Here is a 21,791-nt window from a genome sequence, read left to right as displayed (position 1 = left end):
TCCAGCTCTATAGCGCTGTGCAAATGCGTTAAGTACAGCAGCGGTGGTGGGGGGGACTTCGTGCCCCGCACCACCTTACTTAATCAACGTGCATAGGGCTATAGAATGAGTAATGTTTCCAGAAAGTTTGGCTTCATCAACAGAAATGTGAACTCTAGTTGTTGCAACAATGAGCCGTTTTGAGGGCCGCTTCAGTGATGTCATTGTTGCAATCAACACAAGCATCAATAGAGATGATGGTGAGCGATCGCAAAAACATTGTCTTAGGATAGGAGTTTGCTTGCAGTTGATAGTCCAGAACGCAAGAATACTGGCATTACATTAGAAACGTAGAGGCGAGTGGAAACTTTCCCTAACTCAACGTACTTAACTCACTTTTGGTTAGGCATTAAGTATTACCAATCGCCCTACGTCAACGAGTAATCGTCTATTGCAGATGAGACAAGTTTCTATTTATCCACAGTGCATTTCTTAAGAGTTGCACAGGTTTAAGAAGGTGATAAGAATGTCTCCCCATGCAGAGTAAATAATCATTCGTTCCTATGGCGAAAATCAATCATCAAACACGTAAATTACGGTGCCATTCGATGGAGTAATGCTCAGAGCTTCAAAGCTATTTTCATCGTCATAAACCCCAGCGACCGTAACGCGATCGCCCGCTTTTAGGCCGGCTTCACGGATAGGCCGCCGCTCTGCTTCGACCCAAATTTGCCCAGTCCCATCACTGAGAATAAAATCGTCACCCTGCACTCGTAGCACTTCTCCCGATAATGTGACGCTGTTTGTCTGTTGCAACTCGCCAATGGTACTTTGAGCCGTGGTGATCGTCGGTACAACCAGAGTTGCTAAAAATGCAAGAGTTGTTGCGAAACCCAAGTTCATAACGAATCTCCTATGGAGTGCGAAATCATTTCTATTTCCAGCTTGAAGGAGAAAGGTAACAAGAAGGTTTCAACCGACCAGAAGCCCATTTACAGCGCTCTGCGCTGAAATAGAACCAGAGTTTTTGTTGAAAGCCGCGCTTCGCGCGGCTTTCAACAAAAACTCTATACCTCACGGACTTGAAAAGTGCTGTAAAGAGTTAATGTTTGCGTACGGGTTGCACGTGAAAAATTATCCCTTCTACCCTATAAACGGCAAGCGCACCTGAAACGTTGATCCTTGTCCTACAATGCTTTCGGCTGTGATACTGCCGCCATGGGCTTCGATAATCTGGCGGGCGATCGCCAAACCCAATCCAAACCCACCGGTCTGTCGGGAACGGGCTTGATCAGCGCGGTAGAAGCGGTCAAAGATGAGAGAGAGATCATCGGAAGCAATGCCAATTCCAGTGTCCTGAATGCGGAGGGTTGCCCAGCGGGGGGAAGTACTCAGAGTGAGGTGGATAGTACCGCCGTGAGGGGTGTAGCGGTGGGCATTGCTGAGCAGATTGGCGATCGCCTGACGCAGCAAGTCAGGTTCTCCTTGTACAGACACTGTAACGGAGGGCAAATCCCAGCTTAGGGTTTGCTGTTTCTGCTGAGTTTGAAGGGTGTATTCATCCAGCAACAATCTCAATACAAAAACCAAATCGACAGACTTCAGGGCATCAGAAGGCAGTTTGCCCTCATGTCGCGCCAGAAAAAGCAATTGGCTGACCAGTAAACTCATAGACTCAGCCACATGAGCAATCGTTTTGAGACGAGTCTGTTGCTCCTGGGGATCGACGGGTTCCATCATGCCGACTTGAGCCTGACTCAAAATACCCGCCAGAGGAGCCCGTAGTTCGTGAGAAGCATCCGCTGTAAACTGCTGCAATTGCTCGTAGGATTGCCGGATAGGCTGCATTGCTCTGCCACCCAGCACCCAACCTGTGAGAGCGATCGCCCCTAACGCCAAAGGCACTCCCACTACCAAAAACCCCCGCAGTTGTCGCAATGGCTCTTCCACAGGCTTCAGATCTGCCGCAATTTGCAAATATCCAATCACGCGTTCATCTTGGTAAACCGGCAGCGTCAGTTGTCGCAGACGAAGGGGTGTTGCCGTCAAAGAGTCTTTCACGATCAATGTTTGCATCCCCAAAGGCGTGCTTAGCTTGGAAGGCGGTATCTCTCCCATAAACTGAAGCAACTGCTTCTCAGGGGTATACCAACGAGCAAAAAACAGATTGCTGCTTAAGGGCAATGTATCGCTACCCAGGACAGGCACATTCTCCAGATCGGTCCGCTCTTTACCGTTGTAGATATAATCCTCAACGCCTGCAACCATAATGCGGCTGGTGCTATAGAGCAGTTGGTCGAACGTTTGCAGGCGATCGCGCGCCTCCCGCAAATACAAAATCGCCGCAAAAACCACCAAAATACTCCCCATGGAAAGGGTAAATCCGGTGGCTAAATTACTGCGACTGCGATTGAACATTGGAGCTGAGTTGTTAACAAACCTGCCTCGATTCACCTATTCTCTAGCCAGCCACTTCGCCCTTCATTGGCCCAAAGAATATCCCATCCCATACACCGTCTGTAGCCAATGCTCCGCCCCAACCGCCTGGAGGCGTTGCCGTAGGCGGTGAATCAAAATGGTGACGGCTTTGCTTTCAGGTTCCATGTCCCATTCCCAGAGCGCTTGTTCAATCTGGTCACGGGAAACGACCTGGCGCGGATGACGCATCAGGTATTCCATCAGTTGAAATTCACGTCCAGAGAGCTGAACCTCTTGGCCTTGACGTGTGATGGTCAGCGTGGTGAGGTGCAATTCCAGATCATCAAGGGTAAGGCTGTCGCCTTGCCAGAGGGGCGATCGCCGTCCCAATGCCCGCACCCGCGCTAGCAGTTCCATCACATTAATGGGCTTCACCAGGTAGTCATCCGCTCCTACATCCAGCCCAGTGATTTTGTCTTGCAGCGCATCTTTAGCCGTCAAGAACAGGACAGGAGAACTTTTGCCTAACTGACGATAGTGCTGACAGAGCTGAATACCACTCACCTGAGGCAACATCCAGTCCAAAATCAGCAGGTCGTACTGGCGTTGTTGAATTAGCCATTGAGCGGTCTCGCCATCCTGTACAGCGTCCACCCCATGCCCCGATTTGATGAGCGCAGTCTTCAGCGGTTCGAGCTGAATCGGATCGTCTTCAACCAACAAAATTTTCATGGCAGTTTATCTGCTACAGCCGCATACTCCAGGGCAAGCCAGCAGCAACTACAATACCCAATAATCCTTAAATTGTGCTGATGGGCTATGCCGCCTCGCAAGCTTTCCAACGTACTCACCTTAACCTGGATAGGGCTTCTACTACCTTCTGTCGGCTTGGCATTTTGGTTAGTAACCGGTTGGATGATTGACCGCGTCCTCAGCCAAACGTCACCTGCAGGCACACTCCTGGAGGCTGAAGGACAGCATCAGGTCAACCTGGCGCTTTCCCTTACCATTGTGTCGATAGACGCAGAAGTGAATCGGAAAACTCAAATTACCGAGGTGAGCATTCGCACTGTTGGCTCGCCTCTAGAGGAGATGGAATTTAAGTTTCCGGTTGCTGAGTTTGCTGATATTGAACAAGCGATCGCCCAGGAACTCAATCTCCCGCTTGGCGACATCCGCAAGCTCATCCGGTACCGCATCGACGAATAACTATCGCCCTGTGATGGAAGCGTTGCTTCCATCACAGGGCAACGATTCTCTATCGCCGCCCCCCCGTATATCCCGACGCCACCAGCATGGTGCCGATCCCAGCATCGGTGAAAATTTCCAGTAGCAAGGAATGAGGTAAGCGCCCATCGATAATGTGAGCCGCTTTTACACCTTGGGCGAGCGATCGCACACAACAATTCACCTTGGGAATCATACCGCCCCCCACAACGCCCTCCTCAATCAACTGGCGAGCCTCTTGAATATCCAGTTTAGGAATCAGGGTAGAAATGTCTTTGTAATCCCGCAAAACCCCAGAAGTATCGGTCATCAGAATGAGCTTTTCAGCCCCCAGGGCAGCAGCCAGTTCCCCAGCTACGGTGTCGGCATTGATGTTATAGGCTTGCCCGGAGTCATCCGCTGCGACGCTGGAAACAATAGGGATGTAACCATTATTGACAAGGGATTCCAGAATCTTGATGTCCGTATTCTGCACTTCCCCGACAAAGCCAATATCCACCGCACCCTGCGGACGCGCTTTGATCAGGTTGGCATCCTTACCACACAAGCCGACAGCTTTCCCTCCTGCCTGATTTACCAGCGCGACCAATTCCTTATTGACCCGTCCGACCAGCACCATTTCCACCACATCCATCGTGGCGGCATCGGTCACGCGCAATCCATTTCTAAACTGCGGCTCAATCCCTAACTTTTCAAGCCAGGTGTTGATTTCAGGGCCGCCCCCATGCACCACAACAGGCCGCAACCCAACACAAGACAAAAACACAATGTCACGAATGACTTTTTCCTTCAGGCTACTGTCTTTCATGGCAGCCCCGCCGTACTTCACCACCACTGTGCGCCCGGCAAACTCCTGGATGTAGGGAAGAGCTTCACTTAATACCCGAACACGGGCAGCGTCTGCACTATCAACGTGATCGTTGGTCAACATGGTCAAATGGGAAGAGACTACTGATTTGAAGTGAGTTTAGCATCCGGGTGTGTATGGGAATGCGATCGCATTCCCATACACACTTATTTACGCTGAAACAACTGACACAATTCAATTACCTTACTCTGCATCCACATCACTTCATCAGCTCCCTGCTTCAAACCCATCTCCAAATCCAGCAGAATGGGGAGCGTTTGCCGCAGGCTTTGTAAGGAGAGAGGACGCACATCCTGTTGAAGGAAATAAATACGTTTAGGGTTAGCGATGTCAGCAGCTTTGGCAATCACCTTTTCATCCCGCTCGCCCGACTCTATCATCAGCTTGATCCAGAGCCAGGTACGGAATTGCCCAACAAGGGTGGCGACAATGCGAAGAGCGGGTTCATTGCGGCTGAAGAGGTCCGATACGAGAGCGATCGCCCTCCCCGTCTCCCCCTGGCGAATAGCGGCTGCCAGTTGCAGACTGTTCTGGGTGGTGGCCGTCACCAGAGTTGTTACAGCATCCTCGTCAATGGGCTTGCTTTTAGAGTCGGCAAACAGGCTCAGCTTTTCTAACTCGGTATAGAGTTGCCGCGTGTCATTGCCGACAGATTCTGCTAGCAGTTCCATGGCTTTAGCTGTTAGCTTCACGTCTAACTCCTGGGCGACCTGCTTCACCTTTTTCTCCAGCAAATCCGTCTTCCAGGGGGGAATAGCAGCAAACTCGCGGATATCAGCGTGTTTTTGCATCAGCTTGGTGGAGCGGATGCGGCCATCAGGCTTGTTGGTCATGGTAAGCAGCAGCACGGTGCTTTCGGGGATCATCGGCAGGGTACGCTCCATCTCTGACAGCACATCTTCAGAGCAGCGTTGGCAGACGGTGGTATCGACCAGCCACACCAGCCGTTGGCCCATCCCAAAGGGCGGCGTCATGGCCTGATTCAGGGCATTCATTACACCATCGCTCTGCTCAGGGCCAATTTTGTCGAAGTTGAAGCTGGCCCAATCGGGGTCGAGCGTGCGATCGCGCAGGTCAGCGATCGCACGCTGCATCGAATACTCGTCCTCCCCCCAAAAAAGTGCGATCGGCATACCCCGTCCTGAACTCCCCTCAATATCGTGCGTCGGATTTCACCAACCACACGCCCTAAAGACACAAGCCATACCGATGATAAGTCAAAGCCTTCCGCCCTCTTCGCCTAAAAAATCTTCAGAAATTTCTCAAATCTTCTAGCAAACCTGACACCTCCATGCTACGATATGAAATCGCAAAGCAAATTGCGCGGACGCATAGCTCAGTTGGTTAGAGCACTACCTTGACATGGTAGGGGTCACAGGTTCGAGTCCTGTTGTGTCCATTCATGTACTGTACAGTGACACATTATTTGTCATCGGTGACAGATTACTGTCGTTGATGGAAAATAATGTGTCACTGTACAACGGAGTTCGCCCCGTCTACTCGTGCCAAAATCATCAATCTGTCAGTCATCATGTTGATTAGAACGAGAGACTGAAAGGCGTAATCGTCAGCAAAATTATTGGTTCGTTAGTCCTTCTTAAATTGTGAGCTTCAGAGCTAAGAATTTGCTTTGCTTCAGCGAATAATCGGTTAGGTGACTTGCCTAAAAGGGCACACTAAGACTCACTATGCAATAGCGATAAGTATGGGTCGGCGATTTTTATCTTATGGTGTGGCGATCGCCCTAACAGCAATTGCCCTTCTCCTCAGCCTTTGGCAAGCAGCCCTTATCGCTCGCACAATGGGGGCTTTTTTCTACATTGCGATCGCCATTAGTACCTGGTATGGCGGCAGGTGGCCCGGAATTGTCACCATTGTGCTCTCTGCATTGGCACTCAACTATTACTTCATTCCGCCCATTGGTCAGATCTCCATCTCAAACGTTGACGACTTTCTCCGGTTAATTCTCGTTATTGGTGTGGGGTTGATTATTAATCTGCTGAGTGCCAGTTTACAAGAGAGTAAACGAGCTGAGGCAGATCGCACGCGGCTTTTACAACAAGAACGAGCTGCCCATAAGGAAGTGGAAAACCTTCTACAACAATTAGAGTCAGAGCGCCATCGATTAGAACAGGTGCTTCAACAGATGCCTGTGGGAGTATCGATCGCAGAAGCACCTTCTGGAAAGCTCCTGTTTCACAACGAAGAAGCGATACGTTTGTTGCACCATCCCCTGCTCCCTTCAGATACCGACCAGGAATCCATTCAATACGGCGGGGTTCATCCCAACGGGCAGCCATACCAACCGGAAGAGTACCCGATCGCCCGGGCTCTACTAGGCAACGCCGTCAAAGCGGAGGAGATGTATTACCGCCGAGAAGATGGCACGATTACCACCTTTTCTGTGAGTGCAGCTCCCATTCTGGATCAAGCGGGAAACATCGTTTCAAGCGTTAGCACGTTTGAGGATATTAGCAATCGCAAACAGGCAGAGAGTGAACGCAAACAAGCGGCGCTAGCTCTACAGGCCAGTGAAGAAAGGCTGCGACTGCTGATTAAGAATTCTCCTGTCGGCATTGCCATGTTTGATCGGGAGATGCGTTATGTCATGATGAGCCAACGCTGGGTTGATAATTATCATCCCGGGACTATCGAATCGTTTATTGGGCGATCGCATTATGACGTGCTTCCCAGCGTTCCAGATCGTTGGAGACAGGCTCATCAACGGTGTTTGGCCGGGGCGATCGAGAAACGAGATGAAGATTTTTTTATGGGAGCCGATGGCACCCCACAGTGGACACGGTGGGAAGTGCGGCCCTGGTACATAGACACTGGGGAAATCGGTGGCATCATCGTCTTTTCCGAAGAGATTACCCAACGGAAGCAAGCTGAACGTTCTCTACAAGAACTCAATCAATCACTGGAACGGAGGGTTGCCGAACGAACGGCCGAACTCCGCACCAGTGAGGCACAGATTCGCGCCATTATCGAAGCGATTCCGGATTTACTCTTGCGGGTAACACGGGATGGTACTTGCCTGGATCGCATTCGACCTCACAATCAGACCGACGAGAATTTCTCCACTCTCAACCATCTCTCAGAGCTACTTCCCCCGGAACTCCTGCAACAACAACTCATTCGAATTGAACAGGCGATCGCCACCAAAACACTTCAGATTTATGAGCATCAGGTTCAGGGTGGCACAGGTCCCGTGTATGAAGAAGTGCGGATTGTTGGGATTAACGCGAATGAGGCGTTGATAATTGTTCGGGATATTAGCGCTCGTAAACAGGCTGAACTAGCACTCCAGGAGAGTCAGCACTTTATTCAGCAAATTGCCGATGCATCACCGAACATCCTCTATGTGTTCGATCTTGAGCAACAGCGCAATCTTTATTCAAACCGAGAGGTTGCAGCTGTTATGGGCTACACGCCCGATGAGATTCAGGCCATGGGTTCAACGTTCCTGCAAACGCTCATGCACCCAGACGATTTAGCTCGTCTCCCTGAGCATCAGGCATACATCCGCAACTCTCAAAACAATGAAATCATCGAATTCGAATACCGAATGAGACAGGCCACCGGAGAGTGGTGCTGGCTCTACGGTCGCGATACCGTTTTTAAGCGGGATGCAGAGGGTCGAGTGCAACAAATAATCGGCACGGCTCAAGACATTACCCGCCTCAAACACATTCAACAGCAACTCACTGAGCGCAATGAGCAACTGGCCATTTCAAACCAGGAGTTGGCCCATGCCACTCGCCTGAAGGATGAATTTCTTGCCAACATGAGTCATGAACTGCGCACCCCCCTCAACGCCATCCTTGGCATGTCGGAAGGGTTACAGGAGCAGATTTTCGGCAGCATCAATGAGCAACAAATGAAAGCCTTACAAACTATCGAGCGCACAGGCTTTCATTTGCTATCGCTCATCAACGATATTCTAGATCTGGCAAGGGTTGAAGCTGGACAGATCGATCTGGACTATGCAACCTGCGATGTTGCAACGCTGTGCCAGGTTAGTTTGGACTTCGTCAAGCAACAAGCCCTCAAAAAACAACTCCAGCTTGAGCTAAAATTACCGTCTTCCCTCCCTGATCTCTTCGTGGATGAACGACGAATTCGGCAGGTTTTGGTCAATCTGCTTAACAACGCTGTCAAATTTACGCCTAAGGGAGGGCAGGTTTCTGTAGAGGTGACGTTACTAACCTCCCTGGAAGTAGGAGACGTAGAGAAAAACTGGCTGCGGTTTGCAGTCTCTGATACCGGCATTGGAATTGCCGCTGAGGACATCCCAACCCTATTTCAGCCATTCGTCCAAATTGACAGTGCGTTAAATCGGGAATATGAGGGAACAGGCTTAGGTTTGGCTCTGGTAAAACGGCTGGTCGAACTTCATGGTGGAAAAGTAGGGCTCACCAGTGAAGTCGGGGTCGGAAGTTGCTTTACCATCGATCTTCCCGGTGTGATGACTCAACCATGCCTATCTGAAATACAAGACCGGGATGTCGCTGCGCTCGATCCCAGGCCACAGGTCGGGGCAAAATCCCCCTTAATTCTGTTAGTGGAGAACAACGAGGACAACATTGTGACCGTTGCGGGTTATCTGGAAGTGAAAGGCAATCGCCTGCTGGTAGCCCACAATGGACAGGAGGCGATCGCCCTCACCCAATCTGAGCACCCCGATCTGATTCTGATGGATATTCAGATGCCGGGTATGGATGGGATAGAAGCGATTCGGCAAATTCGCCATCTGCCAGGTTTGGGCAACATCCCCATCATTGCTCTAACAGCTTTAGCGATGACAGGCGATCGCGATCGCTGTCTGGCAGCAGGAGCCAATGACTATCTCAGTAAGCCGGTCAAGCTCAAACAGTTGGCCACGACCATTGAACAATTTTTGACCGTATAACCTTTCTCAATACTCTGGACAGTTTTTCTGAAACCCTTGATTTTGCGTGCGCTTCGCGCACGCAAAATCAAGGGTTTCAGAAAAACTGTCCGAACTAATGCTTTCTAAAAGTCAGGATCATTGTTTTTCACTGCGAAGTAACGAAAACAATGATCCTGACTTTTAGAGAGGTACAAGCTCTGACTCTATTCTTCAGTCTCGAGAGGATGCATAAAAGCGCCCGCGTTCAGTTGGCTGGCGATCGCCGCCACTAAAGCATCCGGTTCAATGGGTTTTGGCAGATAAAGCTGATACCCTTCCGTCATTGCCTTTCTGGAGTTTTCGTCAGGAGAATAAGCGGTGAGGGCGATCGCGGGAATCTGGCGAATTTGCTCAATGGGAATAGAGCGAAGCTGGCGAATCAGGCTGTAACCATCCTGATCGGGCATTCGCACATCACTAACAAGCACATCGGGTTGTGACTGATGGATTGCTTGCAGCGCTTCATCAACGGAGCCAACGGCTTTGACGTGAGCGCCCGCGCATTCCAATACAATCTTTAGCAGTTCACGGTCATCCGTTTCATCATCTACCACAAGTACAGACACATTCTTCAAACTTGTCTGAGCATCCTCATCCGAAAAGTCTTCAGGGATCGGCCATTGCGGCTCCTCATGCTCAGAGGTAGCCCTCATCAACGGTAACCGAATCGTAAATGTTGTACCTTGCCCTTCCCCAGGACTGTAGACCTGAACCGTTCCCCCATGCAGTTCCACTAGTTGCCGCACAATAGACAAGCCGATCCCCAAACCTCCGTGGTGCCGCGTTTTTGCCTGTTCCTCCTGGCGAAAACGCTCAAATACATAGGGTAAAAAGTCGGGATGAATGCCTTGCCCAGTATCGCTAACCTCCATAACGGCAGAGGAAGCCTCTCGCTTTAATCGAACATCAATCCGCCCGGCTCTGGGGGTGAATTTGATGGCGTTCGTCAGCAGATGCCAGAGCACCTGTTGTAGGCGATCGCCATCCCCAGACACCATGGCAGACTCATCCAATTCCGATTGAATATCAATTCCCTTAGCGGTAGCTGCCAGTTTTACCGAGTCAATGACCGCCTCAACTACATCAACCAAATTGACAGGCTGAACACTAAGGGTCAATTTGCCTCGTACAATACGCGAAATGTCCAACAAGTCTTCTACCAGTTGCGCCTGAGCTCGGGCATTGCGCTCAATGGTTTCGAGGGCGCGACAGGACATCGCCTCGTCAAACCGACGCGTACGAAGCATTTGGGAAAAGCCCAGAATGGCATTGAGAGGCGATCGCAATTCATGGGAAACAATTGCCAGGAATTCATCCTTCAAGTTGTTCGCCTCGGTCAGGGCTTCTGCCTGTCGTCGCAACTCTCCTTCTAGTAGTTTGCGCTGGGCAATTTCATTTTCCAATGCCTGGTTTGTCATCTCTGCTAAGGCCGCACGCAACTCGGCCTCTTCCAACTGTTTGCGATCGCTAATGTCGCGCACCAGCCAGCGCAGAGAGACAACATTGCCCCGAGAATCAAAAACTGTTGTGACCGTTAAAGCAGCATGAAAGGGGTGTTTGTGACGCGGCTGTAAGCACACAGTCCATTCCTGCAACCGCTCAACCTGGGGCATTTGGGCTAGCTGGCTACGAAAATCCTGGCGCTCTTTTTCCGGGACATAGATAGCCAGAGGTTTCCCCACCAGATATTTCTGCGGCACATTGAGTAACGTACTAGCGGCCCGATTTGCTTCCTGAATTTTACCTTCAGTATCGGTTATTAAATAACCATCGGGGGCAAACTCAAACAATTCCTGATAACGCCGTTGTTCCGCTGCCAACGCTTCATAAGCTGCAGCCAATTCTTCATTTTGTTGATGCAAAAACTCCTGGGATACTTGCAACTCTTCCATCGAGTTTCCCAGCTCTTCTAAGATGCCCGGAAAGAACGATACTTGCTGCGGTTCAGGCTGTTGCAACAGACTCGAATAAGCCTGATGCAACAGCCGTCTAACCCGCTCGCTTAGGGTTCCTACCTGCTGACTGAGCTGATCGCGGTCCACACGTACCTCGGCACAAAAATTCTAGTAACACTACTCCTTAGAATAAAGAACCTAGTATATATTTCATCGCCCTTTGGAAACGTGTAGTAACTCACTAAATAGGTAGCTTTAATCAACCCATTTGTTTAGAGCAATTTTTCTCCTTATTCCTAATGAAGCAGAGCTAATTCTTGATGAGTTCAGATCTTGCATATACTCTAGTAGCTCTATTTTTCGTGCGCTCCATGCACAAAAAATAGGGCCACTAGAGTTTGGTTTTAGAAATGTGCAAGATGCGAGTAGGCATAACGCACAGAAAATCAACTCCGCAAAGACCTTCTAGGCATCAATTGCCCCACCACAAGAACTACCAGCCCCAGCGGTACAGCCGAAGCAATGACGATTTATTACAATGTTTCGTTGCGTAAGCCATTGAGCATTGAAATCCCGAATGTGAGGGCGCTGTTGATGCGGTGAATGGATCTCTAACTCCAGCATCTGGTTGAAGTCACAATCATACAATCGCCCATCCCATGAGATAGACAGCGTATTGCGGCACATCAAACCAGAAATGGTTGTTGGGTTGAATGAGTTGACCAGCAATTCCATATACCGTTGGAGATTGCCAGATTGCTCCAGCCATTCCAAATAGCGTGAAATGGGCATATTGTTGAGTGTAATCAGGCGATCGAAACTGACCCCTTGATGCTGCATTAATCCCGTTTTCCATTCCTGCTCCATCTTGGCCTGACTGCTCGCCAAAAAGGCACCGACCGGATTGGACATGAGCGTCAGCCTCCGCTTCGGATCTCCCTTGCCATACCCCACTTCATTTAAACGACGCAAGGCTCCGATAGATTTCTCGAAGGTGCCTGACCCTCGTTGGTTATCGGTGTTTAGTCTTCGGTAGTGCGGCAAGGAACAAACAACCTCAACACCCTGATCAGCCAGCCATTGCGGTAAATCTTGCATGCGCGGTAGCAACAGCACCGTGAGGTTACAGCGATCGATCACATGCTTGCCTCGATTAACACACTCCTCAACTAGATAGCGAAAGTGCGGATTTAATTCTGGGGCTCCTCCTGTAATGTCTACGGTATGGGCTTCGGTTTGATCGAGAGCCCGTAAGCAGGCGTCGATTGTCTCGCGATCCATGTTCTCCTGGGTGCGGTCAGGGCCAGCATCTACATGGCAGTGGCGGCAGGTCATGTTGCAGAGCTTGCCTACATTAATTTGAAAAATCTCGAGTTTGGCAGGGGATAGAGCTGTCCAACCGGCTTGGGCGATCGCCTGCCCAAAATTCCCTCCATGGGGTGTATGAGACAAATCCAGGGCTGCCAGGGTTTGAAGCTGATGATGGGGGTCAGCCAATGGCGCTTGCCTGCGATGGAGCGATGTCGTCGGCTTTGGCCCTGCGGCTTCTGTGGTGAGGTCTACTTCTACATGGGCCGAGAACGAGGCGGGTTGCGTGAGCTCAGGCATTACAAAAATTTTCCACCTTAGTATCAATTCAGTTCAATAACCGGAATATGAGCGGTGCGGCATTTGCGCTGCACCAACCCTCATACTACGGTTGCGCAACTGCGTCTAGAAATGCCTAAGCCTGCTTCAAAGGCGTTTTTCCGTGCGCTTCACGCATAAAAAGCCCTTTCAGCAGGATTTAGAACGCGCTCTAATTACATAGCTAACTGTTTCACATGGTCTAGCATTTGCATTCCATGAACGAGGGAAGCCCCCCCTCTAATGGCGGTTGCTACATGTAATGCCTCTGTCATCTGTTCAAGATCAGCGCCCTGCTGAAGACATTCTTTGCTGTAAGCATCAATGCAATAGGGGCATTGCACTGTGTGGGAAACGGCCAGCGCAATCAATGCTTTTTCACGTACTGATAAGGCTCCTTCAGCGAATACAGCACCATAGTAATCAAAGAACTTTTTAGCCAGCTCTGGATTTCCTTCGCCCACCTGAGCGAACTGAGCAAGATGCTCCGGCTTATAGTACTGATCCATGTTTGAAGCCTCCAATAATAGGGCGGTTCAGCCAATTTACAACCCCGACCTTAGATCTGGGAAGGAGCTAAGTTAATTCCGTTTTTAAATAGCGTGATGAAATGGTGTGAGGACCAATGGCCCCATATTATTTCATACCGCTATTTAGAAATACTCTTTAATCTGAAGCTTTTCTTCAGATTGATAGGTTTCCTCATTTGTCAGTGCAACGTTATGCTTGATGGGTTTCCTACTGCAATGTCAATCCAAAGATTCTATTGATCACCTGGGGAACATGATAAGCATTTCTAAAGGTACGAAAACTGTACCGCTTTAAATTGACAGAATAGTAAAATGTCTGCCTTTCACATTCTTCTACTTGAAGTTAATTTAGCTGATGCAGAAGTGGTAAAAGCCACGTTAACAGCAAGCGAATTGAACTATAAGCTGTTGTGGGTAAACACTCATACTGAGTTTATTAATGCGTTAAAAACAGATGAGTTCGACTTAATTTTAGCAAATCATGAATTACCCGATTTAGAGGGTGGTTCTACATTAGAAATTGCCCGTCATAGTTGCCCTGAAACTCCACTGATCTTTGTCACAGATCGGGTCAGCGAATCAACAGCCATCGACGCACTGGAAGCCGGCGCTGCAGGGTTTATCCTGAAGCATCGTTTAGAACGGTTAGTTCCGTGTGTGCAGCGAGTATTGCGGGCAAAGCAAGCACAGCATGAACAACAGCAGGCAGAGGCACTCTTGCGCGAACGGGAGGAAGACTTTCGGGCCATCTTCAATGTTAATAGTGTCGGCAAGGCTCAAGCAGATGCCATAACCCGTCGCTTCCTGCGGGTGGATGCCGCCCTATGCGCGATCACAGGTTACAGCGAGGCTGAATTGCTAGCGCTTACTGTGGATGACTTGAACCACCCTGAAGATCGCGATCGCGATCACCAACGTTACAAAAACTTACTGGAAGGCAAGGCTAGTGATTACCAGGCGGAGAAACGCTACGTTCGTAAAGATGGCCGTATCGTGTGGGTGCTGGTAACGGGTACGATTATTCGCAATGCGGCCGGGCAACCCCTTCGCACCGCCGCCCTGATTCAAGACATTACCGAGTTCAAGCGCGTCGAACTGAATGCTGAATTTCTTGCCCAGGTAAGTCAGAGCCTGGTTGAGACCACCCAGGTTAAGGATGTTATTCAAGCCGTGGGGGAACAGCTCCATCGCTATCTCACTATTTCATTTTGTGCCTTCGTTGACATGAATACTGAAGCCAACAAAGCAGTGGTTTATGACGAATGGCACCAAGATGACGTCCCTGGTTTAGCGGGTATTTATTCCCTACCAGAGTTGGTTACGGACGAATTTCACCAGACTGCGAAAGCCAGACAAACGATTGTCGTGCATGATGTCACAACAGACTCGCGCATTGCAGCCGCAGAACGCTTTGCAGATTTGAACATTGGTTCATTCATTAACGTTCCAATTTTCCACGAAAATGAGTGGAAATTTACGCTTGGCGTCTATCATCGGGAGCCGCACAACTGGCGCTGTGACGAAATTGAATTGATGCGCGAGTTAGCTGCACGAATTTGGAATCAGATTGAATGCCTTCGAGCTGAAGCTGCTCTCCGGGAATCGGAAGCAAAGTACCGGATGCTATTCAATTCCATCGACGAGGGCTATTTCCTGGCAGATGTCGTGTTTGACGAGAGCGATCGCCCAGTTGATGTGCTTTATGTAGAGGCAAATCCTGTAGCACGGCGGCTCGTCGGATTCAATTTTGTTGGGAAACGATTGCGTGATCTTGATCCAAGCTACGAAGCCCATTGGTGGGAGACTCTGGGTAGGGTCGTTCAGACGGGGGTTAGCGAACGCCGAGAGTTATATGCAGAACCCCTGAAGGCTTGGTTCGATGTCTATGTCTTCAAGGTTGGTGATGGCGACAGTCACCGGGCTGCTGCGGTCTTCCAGGATGTTAGCGATCGCAAACGAGCTGAACAGGAGCGTGAACAACTCCTCCATCGGGAAAAGGTTGCACGGGAGGCTGCTGAAGCGGCTAGCCGCCTTAAAGATGAGTTTCTAGCCATTCTTTCCCATGAGCTGCGATCGCCTCTGAGCCCAATTCTAGGCTGGACGAAGCTACTACAAAGCGGCAAACTCGACCCAGAGCGGCAAATTGAGGCATTAAAAACGATCGAGCGCAGCGCCAAACTACAATCACAACTGGTCGAAGACCTGCTTGACACTTCCCGCATCATGCGGGGTCGGTTGTCGTTAAGGGCAGCTTCCGTGAGCTTACCCTTTATCATTTCGGCTGCAATCGAAAGCGTACGATTAGCTGCGGAAGCGAAGACTATACAAATCAGGTTTGATGCTGATTCAGCGATCGCCCCCGTTTTTGGCGATGCAGCCCGTTTACAACAGGTTCTATGGAACCTGCTGATGAATGCGGTCAAGTTCACCCCTAATGGCGGAAAAGTCACCATTGAACTCAAGCAAATTAAAGATTGTGCGCAAATTCGGGTGATTGATACCGGAAAGGGGATTCATGCTCAATTCCTGCCATACGCATTTGAGTATTTTCGGCAGGAAGACGGCTCGATGACTCGCCAATATGGTGGATTAGGGTTAGGGTTGGCGATCGTGCGGCAAATTGTGGAATTACATGGGGGAACCGTTAAAGCAGAGAGTTTGGGAGAGAATCAAGGTGCCATCCTGACGGTAAAATTGCCCGTTATGCGGCAATCTACCCTGCATGAAACTGAGTAAACAGAAGCAGGAGTGCTCGCAAAGCCACCACTCCTGCTTCTGGCTGTAGCTATATAAAAGAAGCTTTGAATTTCTTGAGAGTTTGCCAAAAATGGATCAAACAACGGATGAGTGGAAGGGTTGTGAACTGTGTCGACGACGCAGAAATAGCCCTCCGATTAAAGCCGCAACAAAGATAGCCGTGAAATAAATCAACGTAATAAAACGGATATAGAGAGGTGGCGCAACCCCATGAACGTCTACTTCATGGGCAACTTGAATCGGTTGGAAAGAGCGAGAGAAGTTGCCTGGTAAGACAGTTGCGATCACCTGGTGAGGCGCGCCATCAAAAAATTGTGGTTGCCACGTCAACTGACCCGTTGCATCCGGAAAACCTTCAAATGTGAAAACCCGCTCATTGTGCTCCAGAGAATTAATTTGGATTTTTACGGCAACATCAGTAAGCGGGATTTTTGTTGTTGCATCGGTAACTTGCACGGTCTGGGGAGCGAGTTGCCCGACCATAGCCAGGGTATCGCCCGACAATTCCACTTGAATTCCTTCAGATGTTTGGGTGGCAGGGATGGAAGCTGAAGCCGTGCTGGCATGGTCATGGTGCTCTGTCAGCTCCGCACTGATGTTGATCACCAGCAGAATGGCGATCGCCACCACGCATCCCCCACTCAACAACATACGCACAGGCCTAGGGGCCATCTCGCCATCTTGCAGAGACTGATCACCGCCTAGCACCCAACCGCTTCCCAAACCTGCTACCAGTAAAATAGCCGCCAAAATAGCGACGTTGCGGTACTTTACAGGATTTTCAGGTACTGAGAATGACAGGGTCTGCTCGACGGGTTCAAAATCCCCAGCGCGTTGGGGTGTGACCTTTGCCTCCAGATAATAAGTACCCCGAATGGGTAGAGTTTGTTCAAACTGGAGGGTGCCCGATGGGGCGATCGCCTCCATATCCAACAATGTCGTCCCTTCCACAATGGGGAAATCAGATGATAGCCAGGGCGTTTTCGCCGGGGCTAACAAGCGGAGCTGTATCTTAGCATCCGTCAGCGGTTGTTGCTGGGCGTTCATAGCCTGCAACGTCAATTGCACGGGCTCCGTTGCCGGAATGACCTGATTTAGGGGCGGCGTTGTCTGTAACTGTAGGGTAGATTGGGATACAGCGATTGACGAGCTCCATAGCCAACACAATAGACTGGCAGCATTGGCTACCAGGAACAATCCAAAATATTTAGCAAATCTCATAGAACTACGCCAGAAAGCTTGATAACTGAATCGTTAGGCTATCGTTCAGCCGACCCATGTGCTGCACCAGAATTTATGTTGCGAGCGTCGCCTGCCCAAAGGCGATCGAACCTTAAAAGTCGCAGTTCTTAGAGAACTGCGACTTCCTAAATTCAACCCATGAGCCTAGACGTAAAGTTAGCTAGAAAGGCTATTCTTTCGTGCCCTTCGCACACGAGAAAACAACTTTTCAGCCAAACCCTAGTGGCACGCTACGCCCAACGTATCGTGGCGGGTCTGGTGGACGGCATTGTGGGCAGGAGGATAGGTCGAGAAGTAGAACGTCCACAGGGTTAACATACACAACCCGGTAAGCAGACTTGCTTGCACAGGAAGAGACAGCGTAATTTGTTGTGTACGTTTCCAGACTGAAGCTGTATTGACCATGCTCTGTACCTCGCAGATTGGTTGACAGGACGCTGACAGGCATAAAAGGTTCGGCGGGCATCCTGGCTTAGAGCGTCAAAAGCCCATCACAGTTGCGGGACAGCATCGGATTCGCACCGAATTTTCCCCATTGCTTCTAGTGGCTGAGCCCCACTAGAACCGAATTCACTCGTTAAGCAATCTTTAGATTACCACCTCTACTCCCCACCGTCGTTAAGATTCATAAGCCGCCCCACTCAATTAGGACTTACGCATGGTTGTGTGGTGAACCTCGCACACCACACAACCATGCGTAAGTCTAAGACCGTACCCGTGCTTCGTCACGATGATAAAGGATCTGGGTGGTTAAAGCTTGACTCTCCAGTGAACTGTAGCGTTTAGAGTCATGTCATCGGTGCCAGAGCGATCGCCTGAAACCTTCTAAAACAACAATTTCCCAATTGCTACAACCCATGCAGGCTTGATGTCGAGCCTGACAAAGACATGATTTCCACAATCCAAGCCGTTACTGGTAGGAGGTACGTATGAATCGTTTTTTGACCGCGATCGCTACAGTCGCAACTCTCACCCTGATTCAAAGCTGCTCGTCATTAAACACGCAGCAAACAGCAACTACACCATCCACAGAACAACACTCAGATGCTCATGGAACAAGCTCCAATGCTCACAGTAGCCATGCAGTGGAGGAAGATGTTGCTCAAGCAAAATTGATTATGACGGATACGCCTGTTCCCAATCAGGCTATCAATTTAGGCATTCATATTCAGGATGGAAAAGGGGAGGCGATCGCCCAATTCGACACGTTTCAGGAAAAAATAATGCACCTGATTGTCGTCAGCAACGATCTGCAATTTTTCAATCATTTACATCCTCAGTATCAGGGTAATGGGCTCTTTGAAGTGCAGGCACGGTTTCCCAAAGCTGGAGGCTACACTCTATTCAGTGATTACAAACCTAGCGGACACCCAGAGCAGGTTTCGGTGTTAACCACTGAGATTACAGGAGACGTTCAACCACCACCTGATATCCATTTCGATCGCACCCAGACAATTGCCAATACCCACGTTCATCTAGAGCTTTCAGAGGACACAGTGGCAGCAGGCCAAGATATGACACTGACCTTCCACCTGAGCGATCTGGATCGTCAGCCAGTGACAGACTTGCAACCCTACCTGGGTGAAGGTGGGCATTTGGTCATCATACGGCAATCTACTCCCTTAACTAGAGCCAATTACATCCACGCCCATGCAGTTGATGAAACGACTGGCCAGGTGCAGTTTCACACCCAATTTCCTGAACCAGGACGGTACAAATTATGGGGACAGTTCAACCGAAACGGTGAGATTATCACAGCAGAGTTCTGGGTGAACGTCTCCTAAAGCGATGTATCCCGTCTTTAATTGCGTGTGCATGATGGACACACACAATTAAGACATTTTTTGAATGGGTGAAGTGAAACGGGAAACTGTAGTTTCCTGTTTCACTTCACCCATTTACAGCGTTTGAAAAGCGCTGTAAATCTGGTTGTTTTTGTGGGAGCCGCGCGAAGCACGGCTCCCACAAAAACAACTATGGCTGATTCAAGCGCAAAGCGCTGTAATACCGTTTTTATATGAAGCTGCACAGAATGAGAGTGGCGGCGCGTACGCGCCGTCACTCTCATTCTGTGCAGCTTCATGTTGATTTGGTATAACAATACAAGATTAAAGACTTCAGAATCCTATCCGAAGTTTTGGTGAATAGCCCAGGCCAATGCTGAAATTACGTTTCTTGATCATCAAATGATTTCAGAAATTGTCGCAGCAATTGCACCAAGGTTTGTTCTTCCATTGTGCTAAACTGCTCCATCATTTGCTTCTCTTTAGCAAATAGGACAGGCATCACCCGATCCGTTAAATCAATACCCTTCTGTGTGAGTTGAACGCTGACACTGCGGCGATCGCCCGGATCTCGAAGACGCACCACCACACCATCCTGCTCCAGGCGATCAATGCGATTTGTCATGGCTCCCGAGGAGAGCATGAGTAAACCATACAGCTCTGTGGGTTTGAGCTGATAGGGTGGCCCCTGCCGTCGCAAAGTTGCCAACATATCAAAGGACCAGACGTTTAAACCATAGTCTGCCAAAACCTGTTCTCGGCGCTTTTCAAGTAATCGGGCAATGCGAAGAACACGCCCGATCACGGCCAAAGAGGAGACATCAAGCTGGGGAGACTCCTGATGCCACTGCTCCAGGATGTCATCAATGCGATCGCGTTCCTTTTCCATGGGACCATTATATCTTCACGTCGAGATTCTTAACCATTACTTTCACATCAATTATTTTAATACCAAGATAATTAAGCTTAAGACAACTGCGTTAACCCTCGCCCTAGAAGCCTTCAAGACATTCAATCAGAAGGCTCGATCAGGCCATATCCGTCCCAATAACCGGTAGCGCCATGTGGTGAAACGGGCGCGTCGTGCCCGTTTCACCACACTTCATCCACACGTCTGAGATATGACCGAGTAACCAGATCAAAATAGTTGCAAAAGAAGTAGTTGCAATTTCAATTATGTGGTGTTAGTCTGTATTTAGTTGCAAATGCAATCATCACAAACGCAAGCAACTTCCAAATTGTTTCTTATTCGCTTCAACTATCATTCACCTTCATTTCCTAAGGATGTGACCCATGAAACGCATTGCTTCTTCCCTGTCTGTTCTAGCCCTTTCGGTTGCGGTGTTCGCTCCAGTTGCCAACGCTGAAACCTCCGGCGATCGCGAACTCACTTCATTTAATGTGGCGAACTTGGCTTATCAAGGGCGGTTAACGGAGAACGGAATTCCCAGCTACGCTTCTCTAGAAGCCAGTGTTAGCTCTGGCACTATTACGGCTGAGGATGTAATTCAAGCCGCAATTGACTCAGGCCGTTTATCTGAAACCACCCTGCAAAACGACGCTTTTGTAACGGCCGTTGAACGCCAGTTACAAAACCTGGTGGAACAAAACTAGGCGATCGCCATTAAGCCAAGCCGTGGAGTGGGCTCTGTTACCGAATAGAACAGATAAAATACCCATTCCACACGGCACCTGGTTTATCTGCTTCGCGTTGGAGCGATCGCCAGAGTTTGAAATTGTCATTCGCACTTCATTTACCTGTAATCTCTAAGGAACATTCTGATCATGAAACGTATTGCTTCTTCTTTGATGGTTTTGGCGCTTTCTGTGGCAGCATTTGCTCCTGCGGCTCAAGCTGAAAGTAAGCTTTCCTCTTTCAATGTGGCAACCCTGGCCTATCAGGGGCGGTTGACCGACAATGGTATCCCTGGCTATGGTTCTCTGGAAGCGGGTGTGAACTCTGGCACAATTACCGCTGAAGACGTCGTACAAGCAGCGATTGATTCGGGCCGTTTGACCGAAACCACTCTACAAGACACTGAATTTGTCACGGCAGTTGAACGCCACTTGCAAAACCTAGTGGAACATAACTAACGCTCACTGAACACTCCTTATTCGTGTACGTGATACACGAATAAGGAAACCCTCATTCACCTGTAATACCAAGGAACTTTTGATGATGAAACGTCTTATATCTGCCTCTCTCATGGTATTGGCTCTCTCTATGACAGCTTTTACCCCTGTTAAAGCTGAAACGAAACTATCTTCGTTTAATGTGGCAACCCTCGCTTATCAAGGCCAGTTGACGGAACAAGGTATCCCTGGATACGCTTCTTTAGAAGCAGGTGTAAATTCTGGCCGCATCACGGCAGAAGATGTAGTTCAAGCTGCAATTGATGCAGATCGTTTATCTGAAAATACCCTGAAAGATCAGGCTTTTGTCACCGCAGTAGAACGCCATCTGCAAAACCTGGTAGACACCCAATAGGTTAGGGGCGCAGGCCACAAAATTGGATGGTCATGGGATGTGGA

At 49.5% G+C, this 21,791-nt stretch carries 18 protein-coding genes, 1 tRNA gene and 1 riboswitch; of the genes, 8 read left to right on the top strand and 11 right to left on the bottom strand.

Translation table 11 applies throughout. The features are described 5' to 3' along the window. Positions 1–552 precede the first annotated feature (552 nt). The 3 genes from NDI52_RS12520 to NDI52_RS12510 all read right to left on the bottom strand — a co-directional run bounded on the left by NDI52_RS12520 (position 553) and on the right by NDI52_RS12510 (position 3,129). Entirely contained in the window at positions 553–882 is a 330-nt protein-coding gene (locus tag NDI52_RS12520) for a NirD/YgiW/YdeI family stress tolerance protein (protein ID WP_190773490.1), read from the bottom strand. Positions 883–1,122: 240 nt separating this feature from the next. Then, positions 1,123–2,397 (bottom strand): HAMP domain-containing sensor histidine kinase, encoded by a 1,275-nt coding sequence (locus NDI52_RS12515; protein WP_190773491.1) that lies wholly within the window; start codon positions 2,395–2,397, stop codon positions 1,123–1,125. A gap of 63 nt (positions 2,398–2,460) precedes the next feature. Continuing rightward, complete coding sequence (locus NDI52_RS12510) at positions 2,461–3,129, bottom strand: response regulator transcription factor (RefSeq protein ID WP_190773492.1); 669 nt, start codon at positions 3,127–3,129, stop codon at positions 2,461–2,463. A gap of 87 nt (positions 3,130–3,216) precedes the next feature. On the opposite strand from NDI52_RS12510, the gene NDI52_RS12505 reads away from it, so the two are divergent. Beyond that, positions 3,217–3,606 (top strand): hypothetical protein, encoded by a 390-nt coding sequence (locus NDI52_RS12505; protein ID WP_190773493.1) that lies wholly within the window; start codon positions 3,217–3,219, stop codon positions 3,604–3,606. Between the two features lie 49 nt (positions 3,607–3,655). Here the strand turns inward: NDI52_RS12505 and argB are convergent, their stop codons facing one another. After that, positions 3,656–4,555, bottom strand: coding sequence for an acetylglutamate kinase (argB, locus tag NDI52_RS12500; protein WP_190773494.1), 900 nt, complete (start codon positions 4,553–4,555; stop codon positions 3,656–3,658). Between the two features lie 83 nt (positions 4,556–4,638). Then, positions 4,639–5,625 carry a DNA polymerase III subunit delta gene (gene holA, locus NDI52_RS12495; RefSeq protein ID WP_190773495.1) on the bottom strand — a complete coding sequence of 329 codons (987 nt, stop codon included), beginning with the start codon at positions 5,623–5,625 and terminating at the stop codon, positions 4,639–4,641. A gap of 192 nt (positions 5,626–5,817) precedes the next feature. Between holA and NDI52_RS12490 the strand changes: the two genes are divergently transcribed. Together NDI52_RS12490 and NDI52_RS12485 are read left to right on the top strand one after the other, a co-directional pair. After that, positions 5,818–5,891: transfer RNA gene (locus NDI52_RS12490), tRNA-Val, on the top strand. 306 nt (positions 5,892–6,197) lie between these two features. Then, on the top strand, positions 6,198–9,404 hold the full coding sequence (locus tag NDI52_RS12485; RefSeq protein ID WP_190773496.1) for a PAS domain S-box protein: 3,207 nt from the start codon (positions 6,198–6,200) through the stop codon (positions 9,402–9,404). A 185-nt stretch (positions 9,405–9,589) separates the two neighbouring features. On the opposite strand, the gene NDI52_RS12480 is transcribed toward NDI52_RS12485, so the two are convergent. From NDI52_RS12480 to NDI52_RS12470, 3 genes are all read right to left on the bottom strand, one after another. Next, positions 9,590–11,467 (bottom strand): ATP-binding protein, encoded by a 1,878-nt coding sequence (locus NDI52_RS12480; protein ID WP_190773497.1) that lies wholly within the window; start codon positions 11,465–11,467, stop codon positions 9,590–9,592. Positions 11,468–11,785: 318 nt separating this feature from the next. After that, positions 11,786–12,928, bottom strand: a complete 1,143-nt coding sequence (arsS, locus tag NDI52_RS12475; protein ID WP_190773498.1) for an arsenosugar biosynthesis radical SAM (seleno)protein ArsS — start codon at positions 12,926–12,928, stop codon at positions 11,786–11,788. A gap of 194 nt (positions 12,929–13,122) precedes the next feature. Next, on the bottom strand, positions 13,123–13,455 hold the full coding sequence (locus tag NDI52_RS12470; RefSeq protein ID WP_190773499.1) for an arsenosugar biosynthesis-associated peroxidase-like protein: 333 nt from the start codon (positions 13,453–13,455) through the stop codon (positions 13,123–13,125). A 333-nt stretch (positions 13,456–13,788) separates the two neighbouring features. Here NDI52_RS12470 and NDI52_RS12465 point away from each other — a divergent pair, with 333 nt between their 5' ends. After that, on the top strand, positions 13,789–16,212 hold the full coding sequence (locus NDI52_RS12465; protein WP_190773500.1) for a PAS domain S-box protein: 2,424 nt from the start codon (positions 13,789–13,791) through the stop codon (positions 16,210–16,212). 96 nt (positions 16,213–16,308) lie between these two features. Here the strand turns inward: NDI52_RS12465 and NDI52_RS12460 are convergent, their stop codons facing one another. After that, positions 16,309–17,454 (bottom strand): hypothetical protein, encoded by a 1,146-nt coding sequence (locus tag NDI52_RS12460; RefSeq protein WP_190773501.1) that lies wholly within the window; start codon positions 17,452–17,454, stop codon positions 16,309–16,311. Positions 17,455–17,694: 240 nt separating this feature from the next. Then, positions 17,695–17,880 carry a CbtB-domain containing protein gene (locus NDI52_RS12455; RefSeq protein WP_190773502.1) on the bottom strand — a complete coding sequence of 62 codons (186 nt, stop codon included), beginning with the start codon at positions 17,878–17,880 and terminating at the stop codon, positions 17,695–17,697. A 34-nt stretch (positions 17,881–17,914) separates the two neighbouring features. Next, positions 17,915–18,059: riboswitch (cobalamin riboswitch) on the bottom strand. 345 nt (positions 18,060–18,404) lie between these two features. Between NDI52_RS12455 and NDI52_RS12450 the strand changes: the two genes are divergently transcribed. Beyond that, positions 18,405–19,259, top strand: a complete 855-nt coding sequence (locus tag NDI52_RS12450) for a hypothetical protein (RefSeq protein WP_190773503.1) — start codon at positions 18,405–18,407, stop codon at positions 19,257–19,259. Between the two features lie 382 nt (positions 19,260–19,641). Here NDI52_RS12450 and NDI52_RS12445 read toward each other — a convergent pair whose 3' ends face one another. Further along, positions 19,642–20,148, bottom strand: coding sequence for a MarR family transcriptional regulator (locus NDI52_RS12445; protein WP_190773504.1), 507 nt, complete (start codon positions 20,146–20,148; stop codon positions 19,642–19,644). Positions 20,149–20,552: 404 nt separating this feature from the next. Between NDI52_RS12445 and NDI52_RS12440 the strand changes: the two genes are divergently transcribed. The 3 genes from NDI52_RS12440 to NDI52_RS12430 all read left to right on the top strand — a co-directional run bounded on the left by NDI52_RS12440 (position 20,553) and on the right by NDI52_RS12430 (position 21,747). Next, complete coding sequence (locus NDI52_RS12440; protein ID WP_190773505.1) at positions 20,553–20,873, top strand: hypothetical protein; 321 nt, start codon at positions 20,553–20,555, stop codon at positions 20,871–20,873. Positions 20,874–21,044: 171 nt separating this feature from the next. Next, positions 21,045–21,353, top strand: coding sequence for a hypothetical protein (locus NDI52_RS12435; RefSeq protein ID WP_190773506.1), 309 nt, complete (start codon positions 21,045–21,047; stop codon positions 21,351–21,353). Between the two features lie 82 nt (positions 21,354–21,435). Further along, positions 21,436–21,747, top strand: coding sequence for a hypothetical protein (locus NDI52_RS12430; RefSeq protein ID WP_190773507.1), 312 nt, complete (start codon positions 21,436–21,438; stop codon positions 21,745–21,747). Positions 21,748–21,791: the final 44 nt, after the last annotated feature.

This window comes from Leptolyngbya sp. PL-A3 (genome assembly GCF_039962325.1).
Taxonomy (GTDB): Bacteria; Cyanobacteriota; Cyanobacteriia; order Elainellales; family Elainellaceae; genus Vacuolonema.
This window is presented reverse-complemented; position numbering and strand designations above follow the sequence as displayed.

What these genes read in the sequence shown, in the direction of transcription:
- NDI52_RS12430 (WP_190773507.1), top strand. Translation starts at nt 21,436, where the DNA reads ATGATGAAACGTCTTATATCTGCCTCTCTCATGGTATTGGCTCTCTCT.
- NDI52_RS12510 (WP_190773492.1), bottom strand. Translation starts at nt 3,129, where the DNA reads ATGAAAATTTTGTTGGTTGAAGACGATCCGATTCAGCTCGAACCGCTG.
- NDI52_RS12485 (WP_190773496.1), top strand. Translation starts at nt 6,198, where the DNA reads ATGGGTCGGCGATTTTTATCTTATGGTGTGGCGATCGCCCTAACAGCA.
- arsS (WP_190773498.1), bottom strand. Translation starts at nt 12,928, where the DNA reads ATGCCTGAGCTCACGCAACCCGCCTCGTTCTCGGCCCATGTAGAAGTA.
- NDI52_RS12435 (WP_190773506.1), top strand. Translation starts at nt 21,045, where the DNA reads ATGAAACGTATTGCTTCTTCTTTGATGGTTTTGGCGCTTTCTGTGGCA.
- NDI52_RS12450 (WP_190773503.1), top strand. Translation starts at nt 18,405, where the DNA reads ATGAATCGTTTTTTGACCGCGATCGCTACAGTCGCAACTCTCACCCTG.
- NDI52_RS12460 (WP_190773501.1), bottom strand. Translation starts at nt 17,454, where the DNA reads ATGAGATTTGCTAAATATTTTGGATTGTTCCTGGTAGCCAATGCTGCC.
- NDI52_RS12455 (WP_190773502.1), bottom strand. Translation starts at nt 17,880, where the DNA reads ATGGTCAATACAGCTTCAGTCTGGAAACGTACACAACAAATTACGCTG.
- NDI52_RS12505 (WP_190773493.1), top strand. Translation starts at nt 3,217, where the DNA reads ATGCCGCCTCGCAAGCTTTCCAACGTACTCACCTTAACCTGGATAGGG.
- NDI52_RS12515 (WP_190773491.1), bottom strand. Translation starts at nt 2,397, where the DNA reads ATGTTCAATCGCAGTCGCAGTAATTTAGCCACCGGATTTACCCTTTCC.
- NDI52_RS12440 (WP_190773505.1), top strand. Translation starts at nt 20,553, where the DNA reads ATGAAACGCATTGCTTCTTCCCTGTCTGTTCTAGCCCTTTCGGTTGCG.
- NDI52_RS12445 (WP_190773504.1), bottom strand. Translation starts at nt 20,148, where the DNA reads ATGGAAAAGGAACGCGATCGCATTGATGACATCCTGGAGCAGTGGCAT.
- NDI52_RS12470 (WP_190773499.1), bottom strand. Translation starts at nt 13,455, where the DNA reads ATGGATCAGTACTATAAGCCGGAGCATCTTGCTCAGTTCGCTCAGGTG.
- holA (WP_190773495.1), bottom strand. Translation starts at nt 5,625, where the DNA reads ATGCCGATCGCACTTTTTTGGGGGGAGGACGAGTATTCGATGCAGCGT.
- NDI52_RS12465 (WP_190773500.1), top strand. Translation starts at nt 13,789, where the DNA reads ATGTCTGCCTTTCACATTCTTCTACTTGAAGTTAATTTAGCTGATGCA.
- argB (WP_190773494.1), bottom strand. Translation starts at nt 4,555, where the DNA reads ATGTTGACCAACGATCACGTTGATAGTGCAGACGCTGCCCGTGTTCGG.
- NDI52_RS12520 (WP_190773490.1), bottom strand. Translation starts at nt 882, where the DNA reads ATGAACTTGGGTTTCGCAACAACTCTTGCATTTTTAGCAACTCTGGTT.